Here is a 21166-nt window from a genome sequence, read left to right as displayed (position 1 = left end):
CGCGCCGGCTTGCCGGCGATAGGGCAGAATGGCCTGGGCTGATCACTCCTGTGGGCTGATCCACCCGCGCACCCGCCGGAACAGTTGCTCCTGTTCGGCTGCCTGGTTGCCCGGAATCGCCGTCAGCGTCAACTGCCGGTACTGGCTGTCCTTCTGCCGCTTGCTCGCCTGCAGACGCTGTGCGGCGGCCCGACTGTCGCCGGCTCGGGTAGCGTAATAAAGGTCGGCGGTCGGTACTTTCAGGCTCGGTGCCAGGCTGTCCAGGCTGTGCTCGACTCGCGCCGGTGTCTGCGGCGTAACCATTACAAGCTTCTGCACCTGAGGTGGTTGTTTTTCACTCAGGTAGCGCGCCGCCCAATATGCCCCGCTGCCATGGCCGATCAGTACGATACTGCGGGCATTTTGCTGCTGTGCATAAGCCACCGCAGCGTCGAGGCGGGCGAAGATGCGCTCGGCGTCAGCCACATCGGCCTGCTGGTCGGCCTCTTCGGCATTGGTGCTTTCAGCGGTGTCGGCGTCGGCTGCGGTGGCCTGGGCGACGTTGGCATTGGCATCGTCTGGTGTGGCCTTGGCCGGTGCGCTTTCGCCCTTGGCTTGTTCAGCGGGGGTGGCCGGCTTTTCTTCGACCCGTGCCAACGGGCTGTCGGCGAGCAGGTCTGGCAGGGTAATGCTCAGGCTGTGCCAGCCGACATCCGGGAACTTGCGCCGTAACGGCCCCACTGCGTTGGGCCAGTCGGCCGTTTCGCCGGCACCGGGTACGATGATTACCGCGCCTTGTGGGTCACCGTCGTTAGCCGGTTTCCAAAGGGCCAGAAAACTGTCCGCACCCGCTTGCAAGGTGCGTTGTTCGGCTTTGGGCACCAGGCGCTCCAGGGCCAGGGCATCTTCCTGGCTGCGTTCGAGCAAGGGGGCGCGCGAGGCGGCGGTGGCCGGCGTTTCGGTTGCGGCCTGCGGTTGTTCGGCGTCGGCTGCCATGGCGCCGAACGGTAGAAGCGAGGCCAGGCAGCACATTGCCAGCGTCGTGCGATAAAGTGTGGACATGAATCAACCCAAGGCCAGAATGATCCCGGCAGCCTAATAGTATTTGCCCGCGACGGCCATGCTGCATGGCCGCCCTTGCCAAGACGAGCGTGTAGATGAAGCGAGTGCGTCGCCTGTTGGTTATCGGCTGGTTATGGCTGCCCTTGATCGCCTTTGCTGGGTCACAGGCGCCTGCGCCGGTGGCACTGGAACCGGCCCAGCAGCAATGGCTCGAGGCCCATCGCAGTCTGCGGGTCGGCATTGTGCTGCAGGCGCCCTATGCCCAGTTCGACCGGCGCCTGCAGCAACTGTATGGGGCCAACGTCGAACTGGTGAACGGGTTGGCGCAAGCGCTGCGCCTGGATCTGACCTGGCGCAACTTCCCCGACCAGTCCAGTCTCGAGCATGCCCTGCAGGCCGGCGAGGTGGATTTCGCCCCCGGCCTGACCCAGACGCCGGCAAGCCTGCGCTTGTGGCTGTTCAGCGACCCCTACATGCGTGTGCCGCAACTGGTGGTAGGGACACGTACCGGCGCAGTGGCTGTCGAGCTGGAGAAGCTCGGGGCTCATGAGCGTGTAGCGGTACGCATGCCGAGCGCACTGGCTGATTATCTGCGTGGCAACTACACCAACCTTAACCTGCAAGGGGTGCCCAACGAGCGCGAGGCGCTGCAATTGGTGGTCGGCGGCCAGGCCAGCTATGCAGTGGTGGATGAAGCCCAGCTCAGTCGGCTGTCTCGCGAAACTGAGTTCGGCGAGCTGGCGGTGGTCGGCGATATCGGTCTTCCGCAACTGCTGCGCATCGGTTCGCGCCGCGACTGGCCACTGCTGGCCGATGTGCTCGAACGCGGCGTGCAGGCCATGCCGGCCAAGGAGCTGGAGCAGTTGCACCAGCGCTGGCTGCAGCCCAAGTATCCCCGCTTCAGCGAGTCGGCCGGCTTCTGGCAGAACCTGACATTACTGTTGGGCCTGTTGCTGCTGTGTGCCCTGGCTACCTTGGCCTGGCAGCGTCGCCAGCAGCGCCAGGTCGAGCGCAGCCTCCTGGCCACCCGCGAAACCCTGGCGCAACGCCAGACCCGCGAAGAAGCCCTGCGCCTGAGCCAATTCGCCATCGACCAAAGCACGGTGGGGATCCTGTGGGTTAACTGGGACAGTCACATCCGCTATGCCAACCATGCTGTCGAGCGCATGCTCGGGTATGGCGAGGCACAGTTGTTGGACCGTCCGCTGATCGACTTCGAGCCGAGCCTGAACATGGACCGCTGGCTGGACTTGTGGCGGGCGGCGCGTGCTGGCGATGGCGGCGTCAGGCAGTTCGAGACGCGTTGCCTGCATGCCGACGGCAGCCTGATTCCGGTCGAGTTGTCGCTGAGTTTCCTGCGCTTTCGCGATGCCGAGTACTTGGTCGTGTACCTGGCTGACGTCACCGAACGCCATCGCGCCTTGGCGGCGCTGCGTGAAAGCGATGCGCGGCTCAAGGGTATCGCGGGCAACGTCCCAGGGCTGGTGTTCCGACTGGAACCGGACCCTGCCGAGGGCGACCTGGAGTTTCCCTACATCAGCGAGGGCAGCGAGGCGCTGGTGGGTTATACGCCCGCGCAGATCCAGCATCCGCAAATGGGCTTGCGTAACCTGGTCCATCCAGAAGACCGGGCGAATTATCATCAGGTGCAGGACCTGGCCATCGCCTCAGGGCAGGACTGGTCCTGGCAAGGGCGCATCCTGACCCGTGAGGGCGAAGAGCGTTGGGCTGACATCAAGGCCAGTGCCCGGCGCCTGGCCAGTGGTCGGGTGGTCTGGGACGGCATCGTCTGGGACATTTCCCAGAGCAAGCAGGCCCAACTGGCCCTGGCGCGGTCCCAGGAGCAACTGCGTGAGTTGTCGGCGCACCTGGAGAGCGTGCGTGAGGAAGAAAAGGCGCGTATCGCCCGGGAAGTGCACGACGAACTGGGGCAGATGCTCACCGTGCTCAAGCTGGAGTTGTCGATGTGCGAACTGGCCTATGCCGAACTGGACCCCGGCCTGAACGAGCGCCTTGCCAGCATGAAGCGCCTGATTGCCCAGTTGTTCCAGTTGGTGCGTGATGTCGCCACTGCCTTGCGGCCGCCCATTCTCGATGCCGGTATCGCCTCGGCCATCGAGTGGCAGGCCCGTCGCTTCGAAGCGCGCACGCAGATACCTTGCCTGGTGCAAGTGCCGGATAATCTGCCAGCATTGAGCGATGCCAAAGCCACCGGGCTGTTCCGCATCCTCCAGGAAGCCCTGACCAACGTCATGCGTCATGCCCAGGCGCACAGCGTGGAAATCGAACTGGTGCGCGAAGCAGGGCAGTTGCGCATGACGGTCAGTGACGATGGCGTGGGCTTTTGTCGCGACCAGGCCCGACCGACCTCGTTCGGTCTGGTGGGTGTGCGCGAGCGGGTGCTGATGCTCGGTGGCAGCATGACCCTGGACAGTGAACCGGGCGAGGGCACCAGCCTGAGCGTGGCCATTCCGTTGGAGTAGGAGAACGATCGTGATTCGAGTGTTGGTGGCCGAAGACCACACCATTGTCCGTGAAGGCATCAAGCAGCTCATTGGCCTGGCCAAGGACATGCAGGTGGCGGGGGAGGCCAGTAACGGCGAGCAATTGCTGGAAACCCTGCGCCATACCCCCTGCGAGGTGGTCTTGCTGGATATCTCCATGCCCGGTGTGAATGGCCTGGAAGCCATCCCGCGGATACGCGCGCTCAACGACGCCCCAGCGATTCTCATGCTGTCGATGCACGACGAAGCCCAGATGGCGGCGCGCGCGCTCAAGGCCGGTGCGGCGGGCTATGCCACCAAGGACAGTGACCCGGCCTTGCTGCTGACTGCCATACGCCGGGTGGCTGGAGGTGGGCGCTACATCGACCCGGCCCTGGCCGACCGCATGGTGTTCGAGGTTGGCCTGACCGAGACTCGGCCGTTGCACACGTTGCTCTCCGAGCGTGAGTTTTCCGTGTTCGAGCGCCTGGCTCAGGGGGCCAACGTCAATGACATCGCGCAGCAGCTGGCGCTTTCGAGCAAGACCATCAGTACCCATAAAGCGCGGCTGATGCAGAAGCTCAAGGTCAACTCGCTGGCAGAGCTGGTGAAGTACGCCATGGAGCACAAGCTGTTGTGACTGTTCTGGTTGCGACAGCAACGATCCGAGGTACGGCTGTGCACGCTGCAGGAGCGGTTTTACCGGCGAAAAGCGCCTGGCCTGCCGTGTTGTAGCGCTTGGGCTGGCGTCTTCGCGGGTGGACTCGCTGCCACACAGCGGTGGCATTTGGCCTTCGGGCTATCTCAATCCCGCCATCTTTGTAGGGCAATCCCTACAAGAAGTCTTCCATCCGGATGATGGCATTCTCTCAGTGCCCCCGATTTTCGGGGGCTTGCACCTTGTCTAGTCTGTATCCACGCAGTCATCCAACAAGAAGGTGCAGGCATGAGCGAGGCGAATTCGAACGCGGCCACCAGCGAGACGCTGGTCAGCTTCCGTGGTGTGCAAAAGAGCTACGACGGCGAGTCGCTGATCGTCAAAGACCTCAACCTGGACATCCGCAAGGGTGAGTTCCTGACCCTGCTGGGCCCTTCCGGTTCGGGCAAGACCACCAGCCTGATGATGCTGGCCGGCTTCGAAACCCCTACCGCAGGCGAGATCCAGCTGGCCGGTCGCTCGATCAACAACGTGCCGCCACACAAGCGCGACATTGGCATGGTGTTCCAGAACTACGCGCTGTTCCCGCACATGACCGTGGCCGAGAACCTGGCCTTCCCCCTGACCGTGCGCAACCTGAGCAAGACTGACATCAGCGAGCGGGTCAAGCGCGTGCTGAACATGGTCCAGCTCGATGCCTTCGCCAAGCGCTACCCCGGGCAGTTGTCCGGCGGCCAGCAGCAGCGCGTGGCATTGGCCCGGGCACTGGTGTTCGAACCGCAGTTGGTATTGATGGACGAACCGCTCGGGGCGCTGGACAAACAGCTGCGCGAACACATGCAGATGGAAATCAAGCACATCCACCAGCGGCTGGGTGTGACCGTGGTCTACGTGACTCACGATCAGGGCGAGGCGCTGACCATGTCTGACCGGGTAGCGGTGTTCCATCAGGGCGAGATCCAGCAGATCGCCGACCCTCGCACCCTGTATGAAGAACCCTGCAATACCTTCGTCGCCAACTTCATCGGCGAAAACAACCGCATCAACGGCACGTTACTGGGCAGCGATGGCAAGCGTTGCCAGGTGCAGCTCGGGCGTGGCGAGCGGGTCGAGGCGCTGGCGGTGAATGTCGGCCAGGCCGGCGAGCCGGTCACGCTGTCTATCCGTCCTGAACGCGTGCGCCTGAACGGCCACAGCGAACGCTGTGTCAACCGCTTCTCTGGCCGGGTGGCCGAATTCATCTATCTGGGCGACCACGTGCGTGTGCGCCTTGAGGTTTGCGGCAAGGCTGACTTTTTCGTCAAACAGCCGATTGCCGAACTCGACCCGGCGCTGGCCGTGGGCGATGTGGTACCGCTGGGCTGGGAGGTGGAGCACGCCCGCGCGCTCGATCCGATTGCCGAAGCCCATTGATGGAGTGTTTCACCAACCCTGTACTGTGGAGAGAATAAGAATGCGCAAGCAGTTGAAACTGACCGCCCTGGCCCTGGGGCTGTTCGCCGCCGGCCAGGCCATGGCGGCGGACCTGACCGTGGTGTCGTTCGGTGGTGCCAACAAGGCGGCCCAGGTCAAAGCGTTCTACGAGCCGTGGGAAAAGGCTGGCAACGGCAAGATCGTTGCGGGTGAGTACAACGGTGAAATGGCCAAGGTCAAAGCCATGGTCGACACCAACAGCGTGTCCTGGAACCTGGTGGAGGTGGAGTCGCCAGAGCTGGCCCGTGGCTGCGACGAGGGGATGTTCGAGGAGCTCGACCCTGCGCTGTTCGGCAACGAAAGCGACTACGTCAAGGGTGCCATCCAGCCTTGCGGTGTCGGTTTCTTCGTGTGGTCCACGGTACTGGCCTACAACGCCGACAAACTCAAGACCGCGCCGACCAGCTGGGCTGATTTCTGGGACACCAAGAAATTCCCAGGCAAGCGCGGCCTGCGCAAGGGCGCCAAGTACACCCTCGAGTTCGCCCTGATGGCCGACGGTGTTGCGCCGAAGGACGTCTATCAGGTGCTCGGTACCAAAGAGGGCGTGGACCGTGCCTTCAAGAAACTCGACCAGCTCAAGCCAAGCATCCAGTGGTGGGAAGCCGGCGCCCAGCCGCCGCAGTACCTGGCTTCGGGTGACGTGGTCATGAGCTCGGCCTACAACGGCCGTATCGCCGCGGTGCAGAAGGAAAGCAACCTGAAGGTGGTGTGGAACGGCGGTATCTACGACTTCGACGCCTGGGCCATTCCGAAGGGCGCCAAGAACGTCGAAGAAGCGAAGAAATTCATCGCCTTCAGCGTCCAGCCCGAGCAGCAGAAAACCTACTCCGAGAACATCGCCTACGGCCCTGCCAACTCCAAGGCGGTACCGCTGCTGGCCGATGCGGTGAAGAAAGACATGCCGACCACACCTGAAAACATCGCCAACCAGGTGCAGATCGACGTGGCCTTCTGGGCTGACAACAGCGAGCAGCTGGAGCAACGCTTCAACGCCTGGGCGGCGAAGAAGTAATCGACTTGGAGCCGCTGCGCGGCTCCTACAGGTCCGTAGGAGCCGGCTTGCCGGCGATGGGCTGCACCACAGCCTCAACCTGTCGCCGTTACCCGGCGGCGACAGCGCCCCCCGTTTTTCTGTTTCGCGGAGTTCGCCATGGCCATTGCAGTGCCCCTAAACGAAGGCGCAGGTCCAAGTCTCAAGCAGCGCCTCAAGCACGCCGAGCGGGTCAACCGCTGGAAGGCGCAGGCGTTGATCGCGCCGCTGGCGCTGTTTCTCCTGCTGGTGTTTCTGGTGCCGATTGCGGCGCTGCTGTACAAGAGCGTCGGCAACCCGGAAGTGGTGGGCGGCCTGCCGCGTACGGTCGAGGTGATCAGCCAGTGGGACGGCAAGAGTCTGCCTGGCGAGGACGTCTATAAGGCGCTGAGTCAGGACCTGGCCGAATCGCGCAAGAACCAGACATTGGGCGACCTCTCCAAGCGCCTGAACATGGAGCTGGCCGGCTACCGCAGCCTGTTGGCCAAGACTGCACGGGCACTGCCGTTCAAGGCCGAGCCTGCTTCCTATAAAGATGCCTTGCAGGCCCTCGACGAGCGTTGGGGCGACCCGGCCTACTGGCAGGCGATCCGTCGCAACACCAGTTCGGTCACCTCGTTCTACCTGCTGGCTTCGCTCGATCACCGTATCGATGACCTCGGTGAACTGGCCAAGGCCACCCCCGATCAAGCCATCTACCTGGATATTTTCGCCCGCACCCTGTGGATGGGTGTGGTGATCACCGCCATCTGCCTGGTGCTGGCCTACCCGCTGGCCTACCTGCTGGCCAACCTGCCGACCCGGCAAAGCAACCTGCTGATGATCCTGGTGCTGCTGCCGTTCTGGACCTCGATCCTGGTGCGGGTAGCGGCGTGGATCGTACTGCTGCAATCGGGCGGCCTGATCAACAGCGCGTTGATGGCGATGGGCATCATCGATGAGCCGTTGGAGCTGGTGTTCAACCGTACCGGTGTATACATCTCGATGGTTCACATCCTGCTGCCGTTCATGATCCTGCCGTTGTACAGCGTGATGAAGGGCATTTCGCCGAGCTACATGCGCGCGGCGATCTCGCTGGGTTGTCACCCGTTCGCCAGCTTCTGGCGTGTGTACTTCCCGCAGACCTACGCGGGTGTGGGCGCCGGCTGCCTGTTGGTGTTCATCCTGGCGATCGGCTACTACATCACCCCGGCGCTGCTGGGCAGCCCGAACGACCAGATGGTCAGCTACTTCGTGGCCTTCTATACCAACACCAGCATCAACTGGGGCATGGCCACCGCACTGGGCGGGCTGTTGCTGCTAGCGACCGTGCTGTTGTACCTGATCTATAGCTGGCTGGTCGGCGCCAGCCGTCTGCGCCTGAGCTGAGGAGCCTTGTCATGCTGAGCCCTTACATGTCGCCCGTGGAGCGGGTCTGGTTCTACAGCCTGCGCATTCTTTGCGGCCTGATCCTGCTGTTTTTGGTATTGCCGGTGCTGGTGATCGTGCCGTTGTCGTTCAACAGCGGCAGTTTCCTGGTCTACCCGCTGCAAGGCTTCTCGCTGCAGTGGTATCACGACTTCTTCGCCTCGGCCGAATGGATGCGCGCGCTGAAGAACAGCATCATCGTCGCCCCGGCGGCTACCGTGCTGGCCATGGTGTTCGGCACCTTGGCATCCATCGGCCTGACGCGTGGCGACTTCCCCGGCAAGTCGCTGGTGATGGCACTGGTGATTTCGCCGATGGTGGTGCCGGTGGTGATCATCGGTGTGGCCAGTTACCTGTTCTTCGCACCGCTGGGGATGGGCAACAGCTTCGTGTCGTTGATCCTGGTGCATGCGGTGCTGGGTGTGCCGTTCGTGATCATCACGGTATCGGCCACCCTGCAGGGCTTCAATTACAACCTGGTCCGGGCGGCAGCCAGCCTTGGCGCCTCGCCGCTGCTGACGTTCCGTCGTGTGACGCTGCCACTGATTGCGCCGGGCGTGATCTCGGGGGCGCTGTTCGCGTTCGCCACCTCGTTCGATGAGGTGGTGGTGACGCTGTTCCTGGCGGGCCCCGAGCAGGCGACCCTGCCGCGGCAGATGTTCAGCGGGATCCGCGAGAACCTGAGCCCGACCATTGCCGCGGCGGCGACCTTGCTGATTGCCTTCTCGGTAGTGTTGTTGCTGACCCTGGAGTGGTTGCGTGGGCGTAGCGAGAAGCTCAGAACTCAACAACCCGCCTGATCATGGGGTGGCGGTACCGACCTCTTCGCGGCGTTAGTTGTTAAGAGGTCGGTACAGGTTGATGCTAATCAGCCCCGATCCGTTTCCCTGAGTTACAATGCGCACCACCGTGATTCTGCCAACAGGTGCGCCATGCAGCCCTACGCTATTGCCCCCTCCATTCTTTCCGCCGATTTCGCCCGTCTGGGCGAGGACGTCGACAAGGTATTGGCCGCTGGGGCCGACATCGTTCACTTCGATGTCATGGACAACCACTACGTCCCCAACCTGACCATCGGCCCGATGGTCTGCAGCGCGCTGCGCAAGTACGGTGTGACCGCGCCGATCGACGTGCACCTGATGGTCAGCCCGGTCGACCGCATCATCGGCGATTTCATCGAGGCCGGCGCTACCTACATCACCTTCCACCCGGAAGCTTCCCAGCACATCGACCGTTCGCTGCAACTGATCAAGGACGGCGGCTGCAAGGCTGGACTGGTGTTCAACCCGGCCACCAGCCTGGACGCCCTGAAGTACGTGATGGACAAGATCGACATGGTCCTGCTGATGAGCGTCAACCCAGGCTTCGGCGGGCAGAAGTTCATCCCAGGCACCCTCGACAAACTGCGCGAGGCCCGTGCCCTGATCGACGCCAGTGGGCGTGATATCCGTCTGGAAATCGACGGTGGCGTCAACGTCAACAACATCCGTGAAATCGCCGCTGCTGGTGCCGATACCTTCGTTGCCGGCTCGGCGATCTTCAACGCCCCGGACTATGAGCAAGTCATCGCCACGATGCGCGCCGAACTGGCCCAGGCACGCCCATGAGCGGCTTCGAGCAGCTGTTCCCAGGGGCGCTGCCCAGGCTGGTGATGTTCGATCTGGACGGTACCTTGATCGACTCCGTCCCCGACCTGGCCGCCGCTGTGGATCGTATGCTGCTCGAACTCGGGCGACCGCCGGCTGGCCTCGATGCGGTGCGCCAATGGGTGGGCAATGGTGCCCAGGTCCTGGTGCGCCGTGCGCTGGCCGGCGATATCGAGCATGAGGGTGTGGATGAGGCACTGGCCGAGCAAGGGCTGGCGCTGTTCATGGACGCCTATGCCCAAAGCCATGAGCTGACGGAAATCTACCCCGGTGTGAAGGACACCCTGCGCTGGCTGCGCAAGCAGGGCGTGGAGATGGCGTTGATCACCAACAAGCCCGAGCGTTTCGTCGGCCCTCTGCTGGACCAGATGAAAATCGGTCGATATTTCCGCTGGATCATCGGCGGCGACACCTTGCCCCAGAAGAAGCCAGACCCAGCCGCGCTGTTGTTCGTCATGAAAATGGCCGGCGTTGCCCCCGAGCAGTCATTGTTCGTCGGCGACTCGCGCAGCGATGTGTTGGCGGCCAAGGCGGCAGGGGTGAAGTGTGTCGGCCTGACCTATGGCTACAACCACGGTCGGCCGATTCACGACGAATCACCCAATCTGGTGGTCGACGACCTGCGCGCCCTGCTGCCTGGTTGCGTAGACCCGGCCACTGGGATAACGTTGGCGGACCTTCAAGCCTCACAAGACAGAGAGTCCACCGTGGCGGTTACTGGCAAATTCTGGATGAAAGTCATCAAGGCCCTGGCCCGTTGGCGCTGGCGCGCCTGACTTCTGCCCACCGGCGCCTGCCGGTCCGTCCGCTTGCCCGAACCCATTGCTGCTTGCCACGAGGCTACCCATGACCCGCGAAGAATTCCTGCGCTTGGCCGCTGCCGGCTACAACCGCATCCCCTTGGCCTGTGAAACCCTGGCCGACTTCGATACGCCGCTGTCGATCTACCTGAAACTGGCTGACCAACCCAATTCCTACCTGCTCGAATCGGTGCAGGGCGGCGAGAAGTGGGGCCGTTACTCGATGATCGGTCTGCCGTCGCGCACCGTGATGCGTGTACATGGCTACCATGTGAGCATCCTGCAAGACGGCGTCGAAGTGGAAAACCACGATGTGGAAGACCCGCTGGCGTTCGTCGAAACCTTCAAGGACCGCTACAAAGTCGCCGACATCCCTGGCCTGCCGCGCTTCAATGGCGGCCTGGTCGGTTACTTCGGCTATGACTGCGTGCGCTATGTCGAGAAGCGTCTGGGCGCTTGCCCAAACCCAGATCCGCTGGGCGTGCCGGACATTCTGCTGATGGTGTCCGACGCCGTGGTGGTGTTCGACAACCTGGCGGGCAAGATGCATGCGATCGTGCTGGTCGACCCGACCGAGGAGCAGGCTTTCGAGCAGGGCCAGGCGCGCCTGCAGGGTTTGCTGGAAACCCTGCGTCAACCGATCACGCCACGCCGTGGCCTGGACTTGAGCGGCCCGCTGGCAGCCGAGCCGGAATTCCGCTCCAGCTATACCCGTGATGACTACGAGAACGCGGTTGGGCGGATCAAGGAATACATCCTGGCGGGCGACTGCATGCAGGTGGTGCCGTCGCAGCGGATGTCCATCGACTTCAAGGCCGCGCCGATCGACCTTTACCGTGCGCTGCGTTGCTTCAACCCGACGCCCTACATGTACTTCTTCAACTTTGGTGACTTCCATGTCGTTGGCAGCTCGCCCGAAGTGCTGGTGCGGGTAGAAGACAACCTGGTCACCGTGCGCCCGATTGCCGGCACTCGCCCGCGCGGCGCTACCGAAGAAGCCGACCGGGCGCTGGAAGACGACCTGCTGTCGGACGAGAAAGAGATCGCCGAGCACCTGATGCTGATCGACCTGGGTCGCAACGATGTGGGGCGCGTGTCCTCGACCGGTAGCGTTCGCCTGACCGAGAAGATGGTGATCGAACGCTACTCGAACGTGATGCACATCGTGTCCAATGTCACTGGTCAACTGCGCCAAGGCCTGACCGCCATGGATGCGCTGCGGGCGATCCTGCCGGCGGGCACCTTGTCGGGGGCGCCGAAAATTCGTGCGATGGAGATCATCGACGAACTCGAGCCGGTCAAGCGGGGTGTGTACGGAGGGGCGGTGGGCTACTTTGCCTGGAACGGCAATATGGACACAGCCATCGCCATTCGCACGGCGGTGATAAAGGACGGCGAGTTGCATGTGCAGGCTGGCGGGGGCATCGTTGCCGACTCGGTACCGGCACTGGAGTGGGAAGAAACCATCAACAAGCGCCGGGCGATGTTCCGGGCAGTGGCGCTGGCTGAGCAGACCTCTGCCAAGTAGTTCGTCGGCATCTGGGGCTGCTTTGCAGCCCTTTCGCAGTCTCCAAGCAGTTGAAGCGGCCTGATGTCGCAAAAGGGCCGCTAAGCGGCCCCCACCGTCCTAGAAGTCGACGCTGATCCCCAGGCTCATCCCTTGTTGCGTTAACTCATCGCTCTTGCGCCAGGTGTAGTTCCCTCGCAGATGCACCCCGGCCGTCAACTCATGGGTCAGTCCCACACTGGCCCGGGTGAGGTTACTGTTCGGCGTATACCCGGTCAGTGTGAACTCGTTCGCCGGCAAGCTGGTCAGGTGCATCGTCACCTCTTGCTGGTCATCCTCGAACTCATGCTCGCGCGCCACCTCGGCGAACAGCCGGGTGCTCGGCGATACCTGCACACTGCCCAACAACCCCAGCCCCAAGCGTCGTGAAGTACGTTCCTGGTCATCGAAGCCAAGCGCCGTCGAACGTCCGCTCTTCTCGTCGTAGCCGTCCACCTTCACCCGCGCATAGTCGGCGCTGAGGAAGGGTGACAGTTGCCAGGTGCTGCTGGCTGCTGCCAGGTTGTAGCCCAGGCGGCCGGTGACTGCCCAGGCCTCGCCATCGGTGTCGGCTTTCTCGCTACGGGCGTTCACCCCCAGGGCAAAGGTACGCTTGAGGTCGCGGTAGTCCAGGTGCCCCGCGCTCAAGGCGGTATCGGCCCACCAGCGGTCCTGTCTGAACTGGGCGAAGGCAGTGGCCAGGTAGCTGTCGAGCTTGTAATTGGAGTCCTGTGCACCTGCTTCCAGCTTTTGCCGATACACACCGCCCGCCAGCCCCAGTCGCCAAGCGTCATTCAACCGGTAGCTGCCGCCCAGCGTCAGGTTATAGCCATGGCCGTTACCGCTGGCAGCGCTGCCTTGCTCGTCGAAGTCCAGGTCCTGGGCACCGGTTGCAACGAACGGTTGCCATTGCCCTACGCCTTGCCAAGGCGTCTGCCACTGGTTGCGCAGCTCGTCCTGGTGTGCTCGGAGGCTGGAGTGAGCCATTTCTGGCAGCAGTGTCAGTTCCCATGGGGCGGAGAGAATCGAGTAGGCGTAGTCGGCGATCAGTAGCTGGCCCACAATGGTCGGATGGACTGAGTCGTTGAAAAGAAGCTTGGTTGGGTCGGGCGCTGTGCCGTTGGCGCCATACACGGGGTTTGCAACGCAATTGTTGCCGCTGTAGCAGGTGCCGATCAGGTTCTGTCCTGTGGCCAGGCCGAATTGGCTCGGGTCGGTGACGGCTTCTTGCAGTAGCACGGGAACATTCAGTGGGATGATCTCGGCGTCGATCTGCCCGAGCTGGCCGACCAGCGATTGGTTGAACACGCTCGACAGCTGTGACAGGGCGCCTTGCAAGGGCGATCCGCTGAAGTTCGGGGTCTGGCCGAGGTCTGGCAGTAGCCAGACCATGATGTAGCGTGCCCCTCCTTGCTGTAGCGCCTGGGCGCTGGCGGCCAGGCGTGCGCCGGCTGCCGCCGCGTCGGCGGGGGTGTTCACCAGGCCTTGGAGGAAGTCATTGCCGCCACCGGTCAGGTAGTAGAGCGCGTTGGGGTCTGCGCGCAGGCCATTGGCCAGGTAGCCAGGTCGTTGACGAATCACGGTGCCCGCTCCCAGGTTGCCAGGGGGAATGATCAATTGAGAGGTGCCGGTGATCGAATCCAGTATTTGCTGGGTCGTGTAGCCGCCAACCGCCCAGTTGTTACCATCCGGGCGAATTCCGAAGGAGGTGGAAGGGTTGAGGTCTGCTGGCGCTACCCCCAGTTGTCCTCCGAGGATCATCGGCGAGACGGGGGCGAAGTTGCCGTCGCCGTCACGGTTGGTGAAGCGCATGCCATCAGTGCCTCCCAGTAGATCGGGAAACTGGCCGGCATCGCTCAAGCTGTCGCCGAACACGATCATGGTGGAATATGGCGAAGGAGCTGCCAGGGCTTGGCTGCAGGCCAGCGCGAGCGTACAGAGGGTGAAGCGCAGGAAATGCGAACGTTGCATGGGTAGATATCCTTCTCATTGTTTTTATCGGAACAGCCCGATTGACCTTAACAAAGCAAAGGTCTTTTCTCACAAGTCCATTCGTTACCCCGTGTTTACGGGCATATTGCGCCAGGCGCCCCGGTAAGCTACTGTGCCGGGACGTATGAGCGAGACCTATCCTGTGTTGATCGTCAGCAAACTCTTGATGCGCGTAATCAAGGCCCACGCCCGTTGGCGTTGGCGCGCCTGACTTTATCTCCTGCCGGCAAGTCCGGCCCGCCCCCGTTTGTCTTCCTCTTTGTAACACCCGCCACCGCACGATGCGGCTGCATTTGCGCTTGTTCTGGCGTGTAGGAAGATTCGAATTCAAAAGTCAGTAGATTCAAGAGGTTCATCCCGATGTTACTGATGATCGACAATTACGACTCATTCACTTACAACGTTGTTCAGTACCTTGGCGAGCTGGGTGCCGAGGTAAAGGTCATTCGCAACGACGAAATGACCATCGCCGAGATCGAAGCCCTCAATCCGGAACGCATCGTCGTCTCGCCTGGTCCATGCACACCGAGCGAAGCGGGTGTGTCCATCGAGGCCATCCTGCATTTCGCCGGCAAGCTGCCAATCCTTGGCGTCTGCCTGGGGCACCAGTCCATCGGCCAGGCCTTCGGCGGCGATGTGGTGCGGGCGCGTCAGGTGATGCATGGCAAGACCAGCCCGGTGTTGCACCGCGACCTGGGTGTGTTCGCCGGCCTGAACAATCCGCTCACCGTGACCCGCTACCATTCCCTGGTGGTGAAGCGCGAAACCTTGCCTGACTGCCTGGAAGTGACCGCCTGGACCGCCCACGCAGATGGCGCGGTCGACGAGATCATGGGCTTGCGCCACAAGACGCTTAACATCGAAGGGGTGCAGTTCCACCCTGAATCGATCCTGACCGAGCAGGGCCACGAGCTGTTCGCCAACTTCCTCAAGCAGACCGGCGGCCGCCGCTAAGGACCGAACATGGATATCAAGAGCGCGTTGAGCCGTATCGTCGGCCACCTTGACCTCAGCACCGAAGAAATGCGCGATGTCATGCGCCAGATCATGACCGGCCAATGCAGCGAAGCGCAGATCGGCGCCTTCCTGATGGGCATGCGCATGAAGAGCGAGAGCATCGACGAGATTGTCGGTGCGGTCTCGGTGATGCGCGAACTGGCTGACAAGGTCGAGCTGCAAAGCCTCGATGGCGTGGTCGATATCGTCGGTACCGGCGGTGATGGCGCCAACATCTTCAACGTTTCCACCGCATCCTCCTTCGTCCTCGCGGCGGCGGGGTGCCCTGTGGCCAAGCACGGCAACCGTGCTGTCTCCGGCAAGAGCGGCAGCGCGGACCTGCTGGAGGCCGCCGGAGTCTACCTGGATCTGAATCCAACCCAGGTCGCCCGTTGCATCGACAGCCTGGGGATCGGCTTCATGTTCGCTCAGAGCCACCACAAGGCAATGAAGTTCGCGGCTGGCCCACGCCGTGACCTGGGGCTGCGTACCCTGTTCAATATGCTCGGCCCGCTTACGAATCCGGCCGGTGTGAAGCACCAGGTGGTCGGCGTGTTTACCCAGGCCCTGTGCCGTCCGTTGGCCGAAGTGCTGCAACGCCTGGGCAGCAAGCATGTGCTGGTGGTGCATTCGAAGGACGGTCTGGACGAGTTCAGCCTGGCCGCGCCGACCTTCGTGGCCGAACTGAAGAATGACCAGATCACCGAGTACTGGGTCGAACCGGAGGACCTCGGCATGAAGAGCCAGAGCCTGCATGGCCTGGCTGTCGAAGGCCCGGAGGCCTCGTTGGCGCTGATACGCGATGCCTTGGGTCGTCGCAAGACTGAGAACGGGCAGAAAGCCGCCGAAATGATCGTGCTCAATGCGGGCGCGGCGTTGTATGCCGCAGACCATGCAATGAGCCTCAAGTCGGGTGTGGAACTGGCCCATGACGTGCTGCACACCGGGCTGGCCTGGGAGAAGCTGCAGGAGCTGGGTGCCTTTACGGCGGTATTCAAGGTGGAGAACGAAGCATGAGTGTGCCGACGGTGCTGGAAAGGATCATCGCCCGCAAATTCCAGGAAGTGGCCGAGCGCAGCGCGCGCGTAAGCTTTGCCGAACTGGAGCGTCTGGCCAAGTCGGCCGATGCGCCCCGAGGTTTTGCCAATGCCCTGATCGAGCAGGCCAAGCGCAAGCAGGCGGCGGTCATTGCCGAAATCAAGAAGGCCTCGCCGAGCAAGGGTGTGATCCGCGAGGACTTCGTGCCGGCGGACATTGCCGTCAGCTACGAAAAGGGTGGGGCGACCTGCCTGTCGGTGCTGACCGATGTGGACTACTTCCAAGGCGCCGACGAATACCTGCAGCAAGCTCGCGCCGCCGTTTCGCTGCCGGTGATCCGTAAGGACTTCATGGTCGACCCGTACCAGATCGTCGAGGCTCGTGCCTTGGGCGCCGACTGCGTGCTGCTGATCGTGTCGGCGCTGGACGACGTGAAGATGGCTGAGCTGGCCGCCACGGCCAAGGAGGTCGGCCTGGATGTCCTGGTCGAAGTGCATGACGGCGACGAGCTGGAGCGTGCACTGAAGACGCTCGATACGCCGTTGGTGGGGGTCAACAACCGTAACCTGCACACCTTCGAGGTGAGCCTGGAGACCACCCTCGACTTGTTGCCGCGCATCCCACGTGATCGCCTGGCCATTACCGAAAGCGGCATTCTCAACCGTGCTGACGTCGAGCTGATGGAAATCAACGAGGTCTACACCTTCCTGGTGGGGGAGGCGTTCATGCGTGCCGAGCAACCAGGGTTGGAGCTGCAGCGGTTGTTCTTCCCTGATCAGGTCAAGAAGACTGTTCAGCAACTGGACTGATCGAAACGAAGCCGGCGTATTGCCGGCTTTTTTGTAGGCCTGCCATGGCTGCTAACAAAGGTGAAAGGATGACCGATCAACCCCTGGCACTGACTGTCGAACAAGGCCTGCACGCCGAGCAGGAACTGCTGGCGGCCGTCTGCCGCGGCGAGCGTGACGCTGGCGTGCTGTTCTGGCGCCCCACCGATCATGCCCTGGTGATGCCACGGCGCATGAGCCGGCTGGAAAACTTCGAGGCTGCATGCGCCGAGTTGGCGATTGCCGGATGGCCTGTGCTGCTGCGGGAAACCGGTGGTGAGCCGGTGCCACAGTCCCACGCGACGGTGAATGTCGCGCTGGTCTACGTCGCGCCGCGCAGCGAAGGCGACCATGGGCGAATCGAGCATGCCTACGAGCGCCTGTGCCTGCCTTTGTGCGATGTGCTGCGCGAATGGGGTGGCGTGGCTTCGGTGGGCGAAATCGACGGTGCTTTCTGCGACGGGCGTTTCAACGTCAACCTCAACGGCCGCAAACTGGTCGGCACCGCTCAGCGCTGGCGCCAGGGACTGGGTGGCAAGCGGGCCGTGGTGCTGGTCCATGGAGCCCTGCTGCTGGACAACGAGCGGGAGTCGATGGTCGCGGCCGTCAACCGTTTCAACGAATGTTGCGACCTGGAGCAGCGCTGCCGCGCCGACAGCCATATCGCTCTGCATGAAGTGGTGCCCGAAGCGCCCTGGTTCGAGCGCTTGTCGCAAGCCTATGCTGATGAGCTGGCGAAACTGCCCAGGGACTAGCGTGTTCCGTAGACCACCATGGTCTTGCCCTTGACCTGCACCAGGCTGCGTTCCTCGAGGTCCTTCAGGACGCGGCCGACCATCTCCCGCGAACAGCCGACGATGCGACCGATCTCCTGACGGGTGATCTTGATCTGCATGCCATCCGGATGGGTCATGGCGTCGGGTTGCTTGCACAGGTCAAGCAGGCAGCGCGCCACTCGGCCTGTCACATCGAAGAAGGCCAGGTCGCCAACCTTGCGCGTGGTGTTGCGCAGGCGTTGGGCCATCTGGCTGCCCAGGGCATAGAGGATGTCCGGGTCGTGGCGCGACAGTTCGCGGAACTTGTCGTAGCTGATCTCCGCCACCTCGCATTCGGTCTTGGCGCGAACCCAGGCGCTGCGCTGCTGATCGCTACCCACGGGCTCGAACAGGCCCAACTCGCCAAAGAAGTCGCCACTGTTGAGGTACGCGATGATCATCTCGTGACCTTCGTCGTCTTCGATCAGGATGGTGACCGACCCTTTGATGATGAACGACAGCGTCTCGGCCCGATCACCCGCGCAAATGATGTTGCTCTTGGCGACATAACGGCGGCGTTGGCAGTGGACCAGCAGTTTATCGATGTTCTTGATCTTGGCGGGTAGGGCTGAGGCAACCATCACGAAATCCTGTTCGATGTGAGGTATGAGCTTTTTCTAGGATGCCTGACGGTTGACGCCAGTCATTTGGCGCCAGCTTATCAGACACTGTGGGATGTTTCGGCACAATTGCGACACGTCTTGATCTTTTCCGACAGCCACACAAGGTCTAAGCTGACACCCTTTTCCGATATTTAGGAGTCCGGATAGATGAAGGCACGCATCCAGTGGGCCGGTGAAGCGATGTTCCTCGGCGAGTCCGGGAGCGGCCATGTCGTGGTGATGGACGGTCCGCCCGAAGCGGGTGGTCGCAATCTGGGCGTGCGCCCGATGGAAATGCTCCTGCTGGGCCTCGGTGGCTGCAGCAGCTTCGACGTAGTGAGCATTCTGAAAAAGTCGCGCCAGGCAGTGGAAAGCTGCGAAGCGTTCCTGGAGGCAGAGCGCGCCAGTGAAGACCCGAAAGTGTTCACCAAGATCCACATGAACTTCGTGGTGAAGGGGCGTGGTCTGAAAGAAGCCCAGGTAAAACGGGCTGTCGAACTGTCGGCGGAGAAATACTGCTCGGCATCGATCATGCTGGAGCGTGCAGGCGTTGAGATCACCCACGGTTACGAGATCGTAGAGCTGGGTTGATTTTCACCCTTTGGGCTGCTTTGCAGCCCATCGCCGGCAAGGAGGGTGCAAGCCTGTAAGGGCGGGCTTGCCGGCAGTCGTCAATTTCGCAGTGCTGGCAGGGCAGTCAGCAACCATTGCGGCAAGCGCCCCCGGACGGCCTGGCTCAGTTGTTCTCGCCGTTTCTGATACGCCAGACCCAGGCCGATCACTCCCAGCCCGATCAAGGTCAGTACTACCGGGAATAACAGGGATTCGGCAAACACGTCGTACGACAAGTAACCCAGGTATGCCGCCACGCCAAGCGCGCCGAACACCATGAAGACCGGTCGGCGCAGCAGCACCGCCATGCCCATCAGCCCAAGGTTGATCACACAGTACATCGCCCTGCCCAGTTCGCTCCCGCTGTCCAGCAATGTCAGCCCGCCCCAGAATGCCGCCAGCCCGGCCAGATAACCCCAGTGGGCATAATCCTGGCGGGTGCGTCCGTCCAGAATCAACACCGCCAGCAGCAGCCCAAGGCCAAACCACAGTGATACCGTGCGGCGTTGCTCCCAGCTCAAAGGCGAGCCGTAGAACCATTCGCTCAGGTCCATCGACATGAACCACAAGGCCAAGGCGATCGGCATGACGATGAACGGGTAGGGGATCAGGCGCAGCATGAGCAGCCCTGCCAGCACCGTGGCGGCCTCCATCAACAGCCAACCGCCTTGCACATAGCGGTAGTACTGGTGGTAATCCGTTTGCGTGTCGCCCATGGGCCACCACCCCGCCATACGCTCGATGGCGAAGACGGCCAGCGGCACGATGCTTACCGCGACCGCGGCCAGCACCCCGGCAGCGATGGGTTGATGGCGTCGTTGCAGGCCGAGCGCGAAGAGGGTCATTAGCACGATGTACAGCATGGCGATGGCCAGCAGGGCGCCGTCGCCAATACGCATCCAGGCTTCGGTCAGCAACCAGCCCATGGCACCCATGATCAGCAGGGCGCCGAAATAGAACGCCACGTGGGCCAGTTGCAGCGTGCCGCGTGGGACCGGAGGCTGTTGCAGGAATGCCAGCAGGGCCTGGTCCTGGCCCGGCTGGAGGATGCCGGCTTGCACGGCGCGCGCCAGGTCCTTGGCGTCGATGCGGTCCGTCATGGTATTGGCCCTAGATGCGATAGGTGCTCTTGGTCATGACTTTGGCCAGCAGGCTCATGCCAAAGCGCACAGGTGCGGGGAAACGGTAACCACCGGCTTCGAGGGCCGATTCGGCATGTTGCTCTTCGTCGACGCGCATCTGTTCGAGAATGGCGCGCGATTTCTCGTCCTCTTGCGGGATCTGTTCCAGATGCTCGTCCAGATGCTTGCACACCTGATGCTCGGTGGCAGCTACGAAGCCCAGGCTGACCTTGTCGCTGACCAGGCCGGCGAGTGCGCCAATGCCGAACGACATGCCATAGAACAATGGGTTGAGCACGCTCGGGTGGCTGCCCAGTTGGCGGATGCGCTGTTCGCACCAGGCCAGGTGGTCGACTTCTTCCTCGGCGGCATGCTCCATGGCCTTGCGTACCTGCGGCAGCTTGGCCGTCAGGGCCTGGCCCTGGTACAGCGCCTGGGCGCACACCTCACCGGTATGGTTGACCCGCATCAGGCCGGCGATGTGACGAGCCTGGCTTTCATCCAGTTCGACATCTGGCTGGACGATGGCCGGGGAGGGTCGGGAAGGTTGGCCGCTGAAAGGCAGCAAGGTGCGCATGGCGGTATCGGCCTGCAGCAACAAGCGGTCGAGCGGCGAGTAGTGACGTTCGGTAGCCATCGGGCACCTCCGCTAGAGTGTGCCCGACAGTTTACCGCAATCGGATCAGGGTCGCTTGCCCTGGATCAGCCCGGAGGCCAGTGCATCTGGCGTTGGCCAAGCACATGCATGTGGATGTGGTAGACGGTCTGTCCACCCAGTTCGTTGCAGTTCATGACCACGCGGAAGCCGTCTTCACAGCCAAGTTCCTTGGCCAGGCGCTGGGCGGTGAACAGGATGTGGCCGGCCAGGCCCTTGTCGTCTTCGGTCAGGTCGTTCAGGGTGCGGATGTGTTTCTTCGGGATAACCAGAAAATGCACTGGCGCCTGGGGGGCGATATCGTGGAACGCCAGAACCTGGTCGTCCTCATAGATGATCTTCGCCGGGATCTCCCGGTTGATGATTCTGGTGAATAAGTCGTCCACAGCTCTTGCTCCATGGTGAGGTTCCGGGCCGAGTT

20 protein-coding genes are annotated in these 21166 nt (G+C 62.4%); 14 read left to right on the top strand and 6 right to left on the bottom strand.

The window, feature by feature from the left end; translation table 11 throughout:
- Positions 1 to 42: 42 nt before the first annotated feature.
- Positions 43 to 1041, bottom strand: coding sequence for an alpha/beta hydrolase family protein (locus tag IF103_RS22260; protein ID WP_023382668.1), 999 nt, complete (start codon positions 1039 to 1041; stop codon positions 43 to 45).
- A gap of 95 nt (positions 1042 to 1136) precedes the next feature.
- Between IF103_RS22260 and IF103_RS22255 the strand changes: the two genes are divergently transcribed.
- The 9 genes from IF103_RS22255 (at position 1137) to trpE (ending at position 12069) form a co-directional block, all read left to right on the top strand.
- The gene (locus IF103_RS22255; protein WP_202675671.1) at positions 1137 to 3524 is read left to right on the top strand and encodes a PAS domain-containing sensor histidine kinase; all 2388 of its coding nucleotides are present in this window, start codon (positions 1137 to 1139) and stop codon (positions 3522 to 3524) included.
- A gap of 7 nt (positions 3525 to 3531) precedes the next feature.
- On the top strand, positions 3532 to 4164 hold the full coding sequence (locus IF103_RS22250; protein WP_177325270.1) for a response regulator: 633 nt from the start codon (positions 3532 to 3534) through the stop codon (positions 4162 to 4164).
- Between the two features lie 306 nt (positions 4165 to 4470).
- Positions 4471 to 5595, top strand: coding sequence for an ABC transporter ATP-binding protein (locus IF103_RS22245; protein WP_023382665.1), 1125 nt, complete (start codon positions 4471 to 4473; stop codon positions 5593 to 5595).
- A 40-nt stretch (positions 5596 to 5635) separates the two neighbouring features.
- A complete protein-coding gene (locus IF103_RS22240; RefSeq protein ID WP_023382664.1) occupies positions 5636 to 6670 on the top strand; it encodes an ABC transporter substrate-binding protein in 1035 nt (344 codons plus the stop codon).
- A gap of 138 nt (positions 6671 to 6808) precedes the next feature.
- A complete protein-coding gene (locus tag IF103_RS22235) occupies positions 6809 to 8056 on the top strand; it encodes an ABC transporter permease (protein ID WP_023382663.1) in 1248 nt (415 codons plus the stop codon).
- An 11-nt stretch (positions 8057 to 8067) separates the two neighbouring features.
- Complete coding sequence (locus IF103_RS22230) at positions 8068 to 8895, top strand: ABC transporter permease (protein WP_023382662.1); 828 nt, start codon at positions 8068 to 8070, stop codon at positions 8893 to 8895.
- 132 nt (positions 8896 to 9027) lie between these two features.
- Positions 9028 to 9702, top strand: a complete 675-nt coding sequence (rpe, locus tag IF103_RS22225; protein WP_023382661.1) for a ribulose-phosphate 3-epimerase — start codon at positions 9028 to 9030, stop codon at positions 9700 to 9702.
- Positions 9699 to 10517 (top strand): phosphoglycolate phosphatase, encoded by an 819-nt coding sequence (locus tag IF103_RS22220; protein ID WP_104883191.1) that lies wholly within the window; start codon positions 9699 to 9701, stop codon positions 10515 to 10517. Before rpe ends, IF103_RS22220 begins: the two co-directional genes overlap by 4 nt.
- A 70-nt stretch (positions 10518 to 10587) precedes the next feature.
- The gene (gene trpE, locus IF103_RS22215; protein WP_023382659.1) at positions 10588 to 12069 is read left to right on the top strand and encodes an anthranilate synthase component I; all 1482 of its coding nucleotides are present in this window, start codon (positions 10588 to 10590) and stop codon (positions 12067 to 12069) included.
- A 99-nt stretch (positions 12070 to 12168) separates the two neighbouring features.
- Here the strand turns inward: trpE and estP are convergent, their stop codons facing one another.
- Entirely contained in the window at positions 12169 to 14058 is a 1890-nt protein-coding gene (gene estP / locus IF103_RS22210; protein WP_202675670.1) for an esterase EstP, read from the bottom strand.
- A gap of 381 nt (positions 14059 to 14439) precedes the next feature.
- On the opposite strand from estP, the gene IF103_RS22205 reads away from it, so the two are divergent.
- The 4 genes from IF103_RS22205 to IF103_RS22190 all read left to right on the top strand — a co-directional run bounded on the left by IF103_RS22205 (position 14440) and on the right by IF103_RS22190 (position 17695).
- Positions 14440 to 15033 carry an aminodeoxychorismate/anthranilate synthase component II gene (locus tag IF103_RS22205; protein ID WP_027907298.1) on the top strand — a complete coding sequence of 198 codons (594 nt, stop codon included), beginning with the start codon at positions 14440 to 14442 and terminating at the stop codon, positions 15031 to 15033.
- Positions 15034 to 15042: 9 nt separating this feature from the next.
- Positions 15043 to 16092: an anthranilate phosphoribosyltransferase gene (gene trpD, locus IF103_RS22200; protein ID WP_023382656.1), complete on the top strand. Its 1050-nt coding sequence runs from the start codon at positions 15043 to 15045 to the stop codon at positions 16090 to 16092.
- Entirely contained in the window at positions 16089 to 16922 is an 834-nt protein-coding gene (trpC, locus tag IF103_RS22195; RefSeq protein WP_023382655.1) for an indole-3-glycerol phosphate synthase TrpC, read from the top strand. The genes trpD and trpC overlap by 4 nt, the downstream gene beginning before the upstream one ends.
- Before the next feature lie 68 nt (positions 16923 to 16990).
- Positions 16991 to 17695, top strand: a complete 705-nt coding sequence (locus IF103_RS22190; protein ID WP_027907297.1) for a lipoate--protein ligase family protein — start codon at positions 16991 to 16993, stop codon at positions 17693 to 17695.
- On the opposite strand, the gene crp is transcribed toward IF103_RS22190, so the two are convergent.
- Positions 17692 to 18336 (bottom strand): cAMP-activated global transcriptional regulator CRP, encoded by a 645-nt coding sequence (crp, locus tag IF103_RS22185; protein ID WP_023382653.1) that lies wholly within the window; start codon positions 18334 to 18336, stop codon positions 17692 to 17694. The two genes, IF103_RS22190 and crp, sit on opposite strands and share 4 nt — an antisense overlap.
- A 189-nt stretch (positions 18337 to 18525) precedes the next feature.
- Between crp and IF103_RS22180 the strand changes: the two genes are divergently transcribed.
- Entirely contained in the window at positions 18526 to 18948 is a 423-nt protein-coding gene (locus IF103_RS22180; protein ID WP_004376171.1) for an OsmC family protein, read from the top strand.
- A gap of 80 nt (positions 18949 to 19028) precedes the next feature.
- On the opposite strand, the gene IF103_RS22175 is transcribed toward IF103_RS22180, so the two are convergent.
- From IF103_RS22175 to IF103_RS22165, 3 genes are all read right to left on the bottom strand, one after another.
- Positions 19029 to 20069, bottom strand: coding sequence for a hypothetical protein (locus IF103_RS22175; RefSeq protein WP_027907296.1), 1041 nt, complete (start codon positions 20067 to 20069; stop codon positions 19029 to 19031).
- 10 nt (positions 20070 to 20079) lie between these two features.
- Positions 20080 to 20727: a 2-polyprenyl-3-methyl-6-methoxy-1,4-benzoquinone monooxygenase gene (gene coq7, locus IF103_RS22170; RefSeq protein WP_023382651.1), complete on the bottom strand. Its 648-nt coding sequence runs from the start codon at positions 20725 to 20727 to the stop codon at positions 20080 to 20082.
- Between the two features lie 65 nt (positions 20728 to 20792).
- A complete protein-coding gene (locus IF103_RS22165; protein ID WP_104881176.1) occupies positions 20793 to 21131 on the bottom strand; it encodes a histidine triad nucleotide-binding protein in 339 nt (112 codons plus the stop codon).
- Between the last annotated feature and the right edge of the window lie 35 nt (positions 21132 to 21166).

It is taken from the genome of Pseudomonas sp. SK2, from assembly GCF_016772395.1.
Classification (GTDB): Bacteria; Pseudomonadota; Gammaproteobacteria; order Pseudomonadales; family Pseudomonadaceae; genus Aquipseudomonas; species Aquipseudomonas taiwanensis.
The sequence above is the reverse complement of the archived record's forward strand: the minus strand, read 5'-3'. Positions and strand labels throughout refer to the sequence as shown.

Excerpts from the sequence above, each read along its gene's own strand:
- IF103_RS22260 (WP_023382668.1), bottom strand. The coding sequence starts at position 1,041 with ATGTCCACACTTTATCGCACGACGCTGGCAATGTGCTGCCTGGCCTCG.
- IF103_RS22255 (WP_202675671.1), top strand. The coding sequence starts at position 1,137 with ATGAAGCGAGTGCGTCGCCTGTTGGTTATCGGCTGGTTATGGCTGCCC.
- IF103_RS22245 (WP_023382665.1), top strand. The coding sequence starts at position 4,471 with ATGAGCGAGGCGAATTCGAACGCGGCCACCAGCGAGACGCTGGTCAGC.
- IF103_RS22240 (WP_023382664.1), top strand. The coding sequence starts at position 5,636 with ATGCGCAAGCAGTTGAAACTGACCGCCCTGGCCCTGGGGCTGTTCGCC.
- IF103_RS22235 (WP_023382663.1), top strand. The coding sequence starts at position 6,809 with ATGGCCATTGCAGTGCCCCTAAACGAAGGCGCAGGTCCAAGTCTCAAG.
- IF103_RS22230 (WP_023382662.1), top strand. The coding sequence starts at position 8,068 with ATGCTGAGCCCTTACATGTCGCCCGTGGAGCGGGTCTGGTTCTACAGC.
- rpe (WP_023382661.1), top strand. The coding sequence starts at position 9,028 with ATGCAGCCCTACGCTATTGCCCCCTCCATTCTTTCCGCCGATTTCGCC.
- IF103_RS22220 (WP_104883191.1), top strand. The coding sequence starts at position 9,699 with ATGAGCGGCTTCGAGCAGCTGTTCCCAGGGGCGCTGCCCAGGCTGGTG.
- trpE (WP_023382659.1), top strand. The coding sequence starts at position 10,588 with ATGACCCGCGAAGAATTCCTGCGCTTGGCCGCTGCCGGCTACAACCGC.
- estP (WP_202675670.1), bottom strand. The coding sequence starts at position 14,058 with ATGCAACGTTCGCATTTCCTGCGCTTCACCCTCTGTACGCTCGCGCTG.
- IF103_RS22205 (WP_027907298.1), top strand. The coding sequence starts at position 14,440 with ATGTTACTGATGATCGACAATTACGACTCATTCACTTACAACGTTGTT.
- trpD (WP_023382656.1), top strand. The coding sequence starts at position 15,043 with ATGGATATCAAGAGCGCGTTGAGCCGTATCGTCGGCCACCTTGACCTC.
- trpC (WP_023382655.1), top strand. The coding sequence starts at position 16,089 with ATGAGTGTGCCGACGGTGCTGGAAAGGATCATCGCCCGCAAATTCCAG.
- IF103_RS22190 (WP_027907297.1), top strand. The coding sequence starts at position 16,991 with ATGACCGATCAACCCCTGGCACTGACTGTCGAACAAGGCCTGCACGCC.
- crp (WP_023382653.1), bottom strand. The coding sequence starts at position 18,336 with ATGGTTGCCTCAGCCCTACCCGCCAAGATCAAGAACATCGATAAACTG.
- IF103_RS22180 (WP_004376171.1), top strand. The coding sequence starts at position 18,526 with ATGAAGGCACGCATCCAGTGGGCCGGTGAAGCGATGTTCCTCGGCGAG.
- IF103_RS22175 (WP_027907296.1), bottom strand. The coding sequence starts at position 20,069 with ATGACGGACCGCATCGACGCCAAGGACCTGGCGCGCGCCGTGCAAGCC.
- coq7 (WP_023382651.1), bottom strand. The coding sequence starts at position 20,727 with ATGGCTACCGAACGTCACTACTCGCCGCTCGACCGCTTGTTGCTGCAG.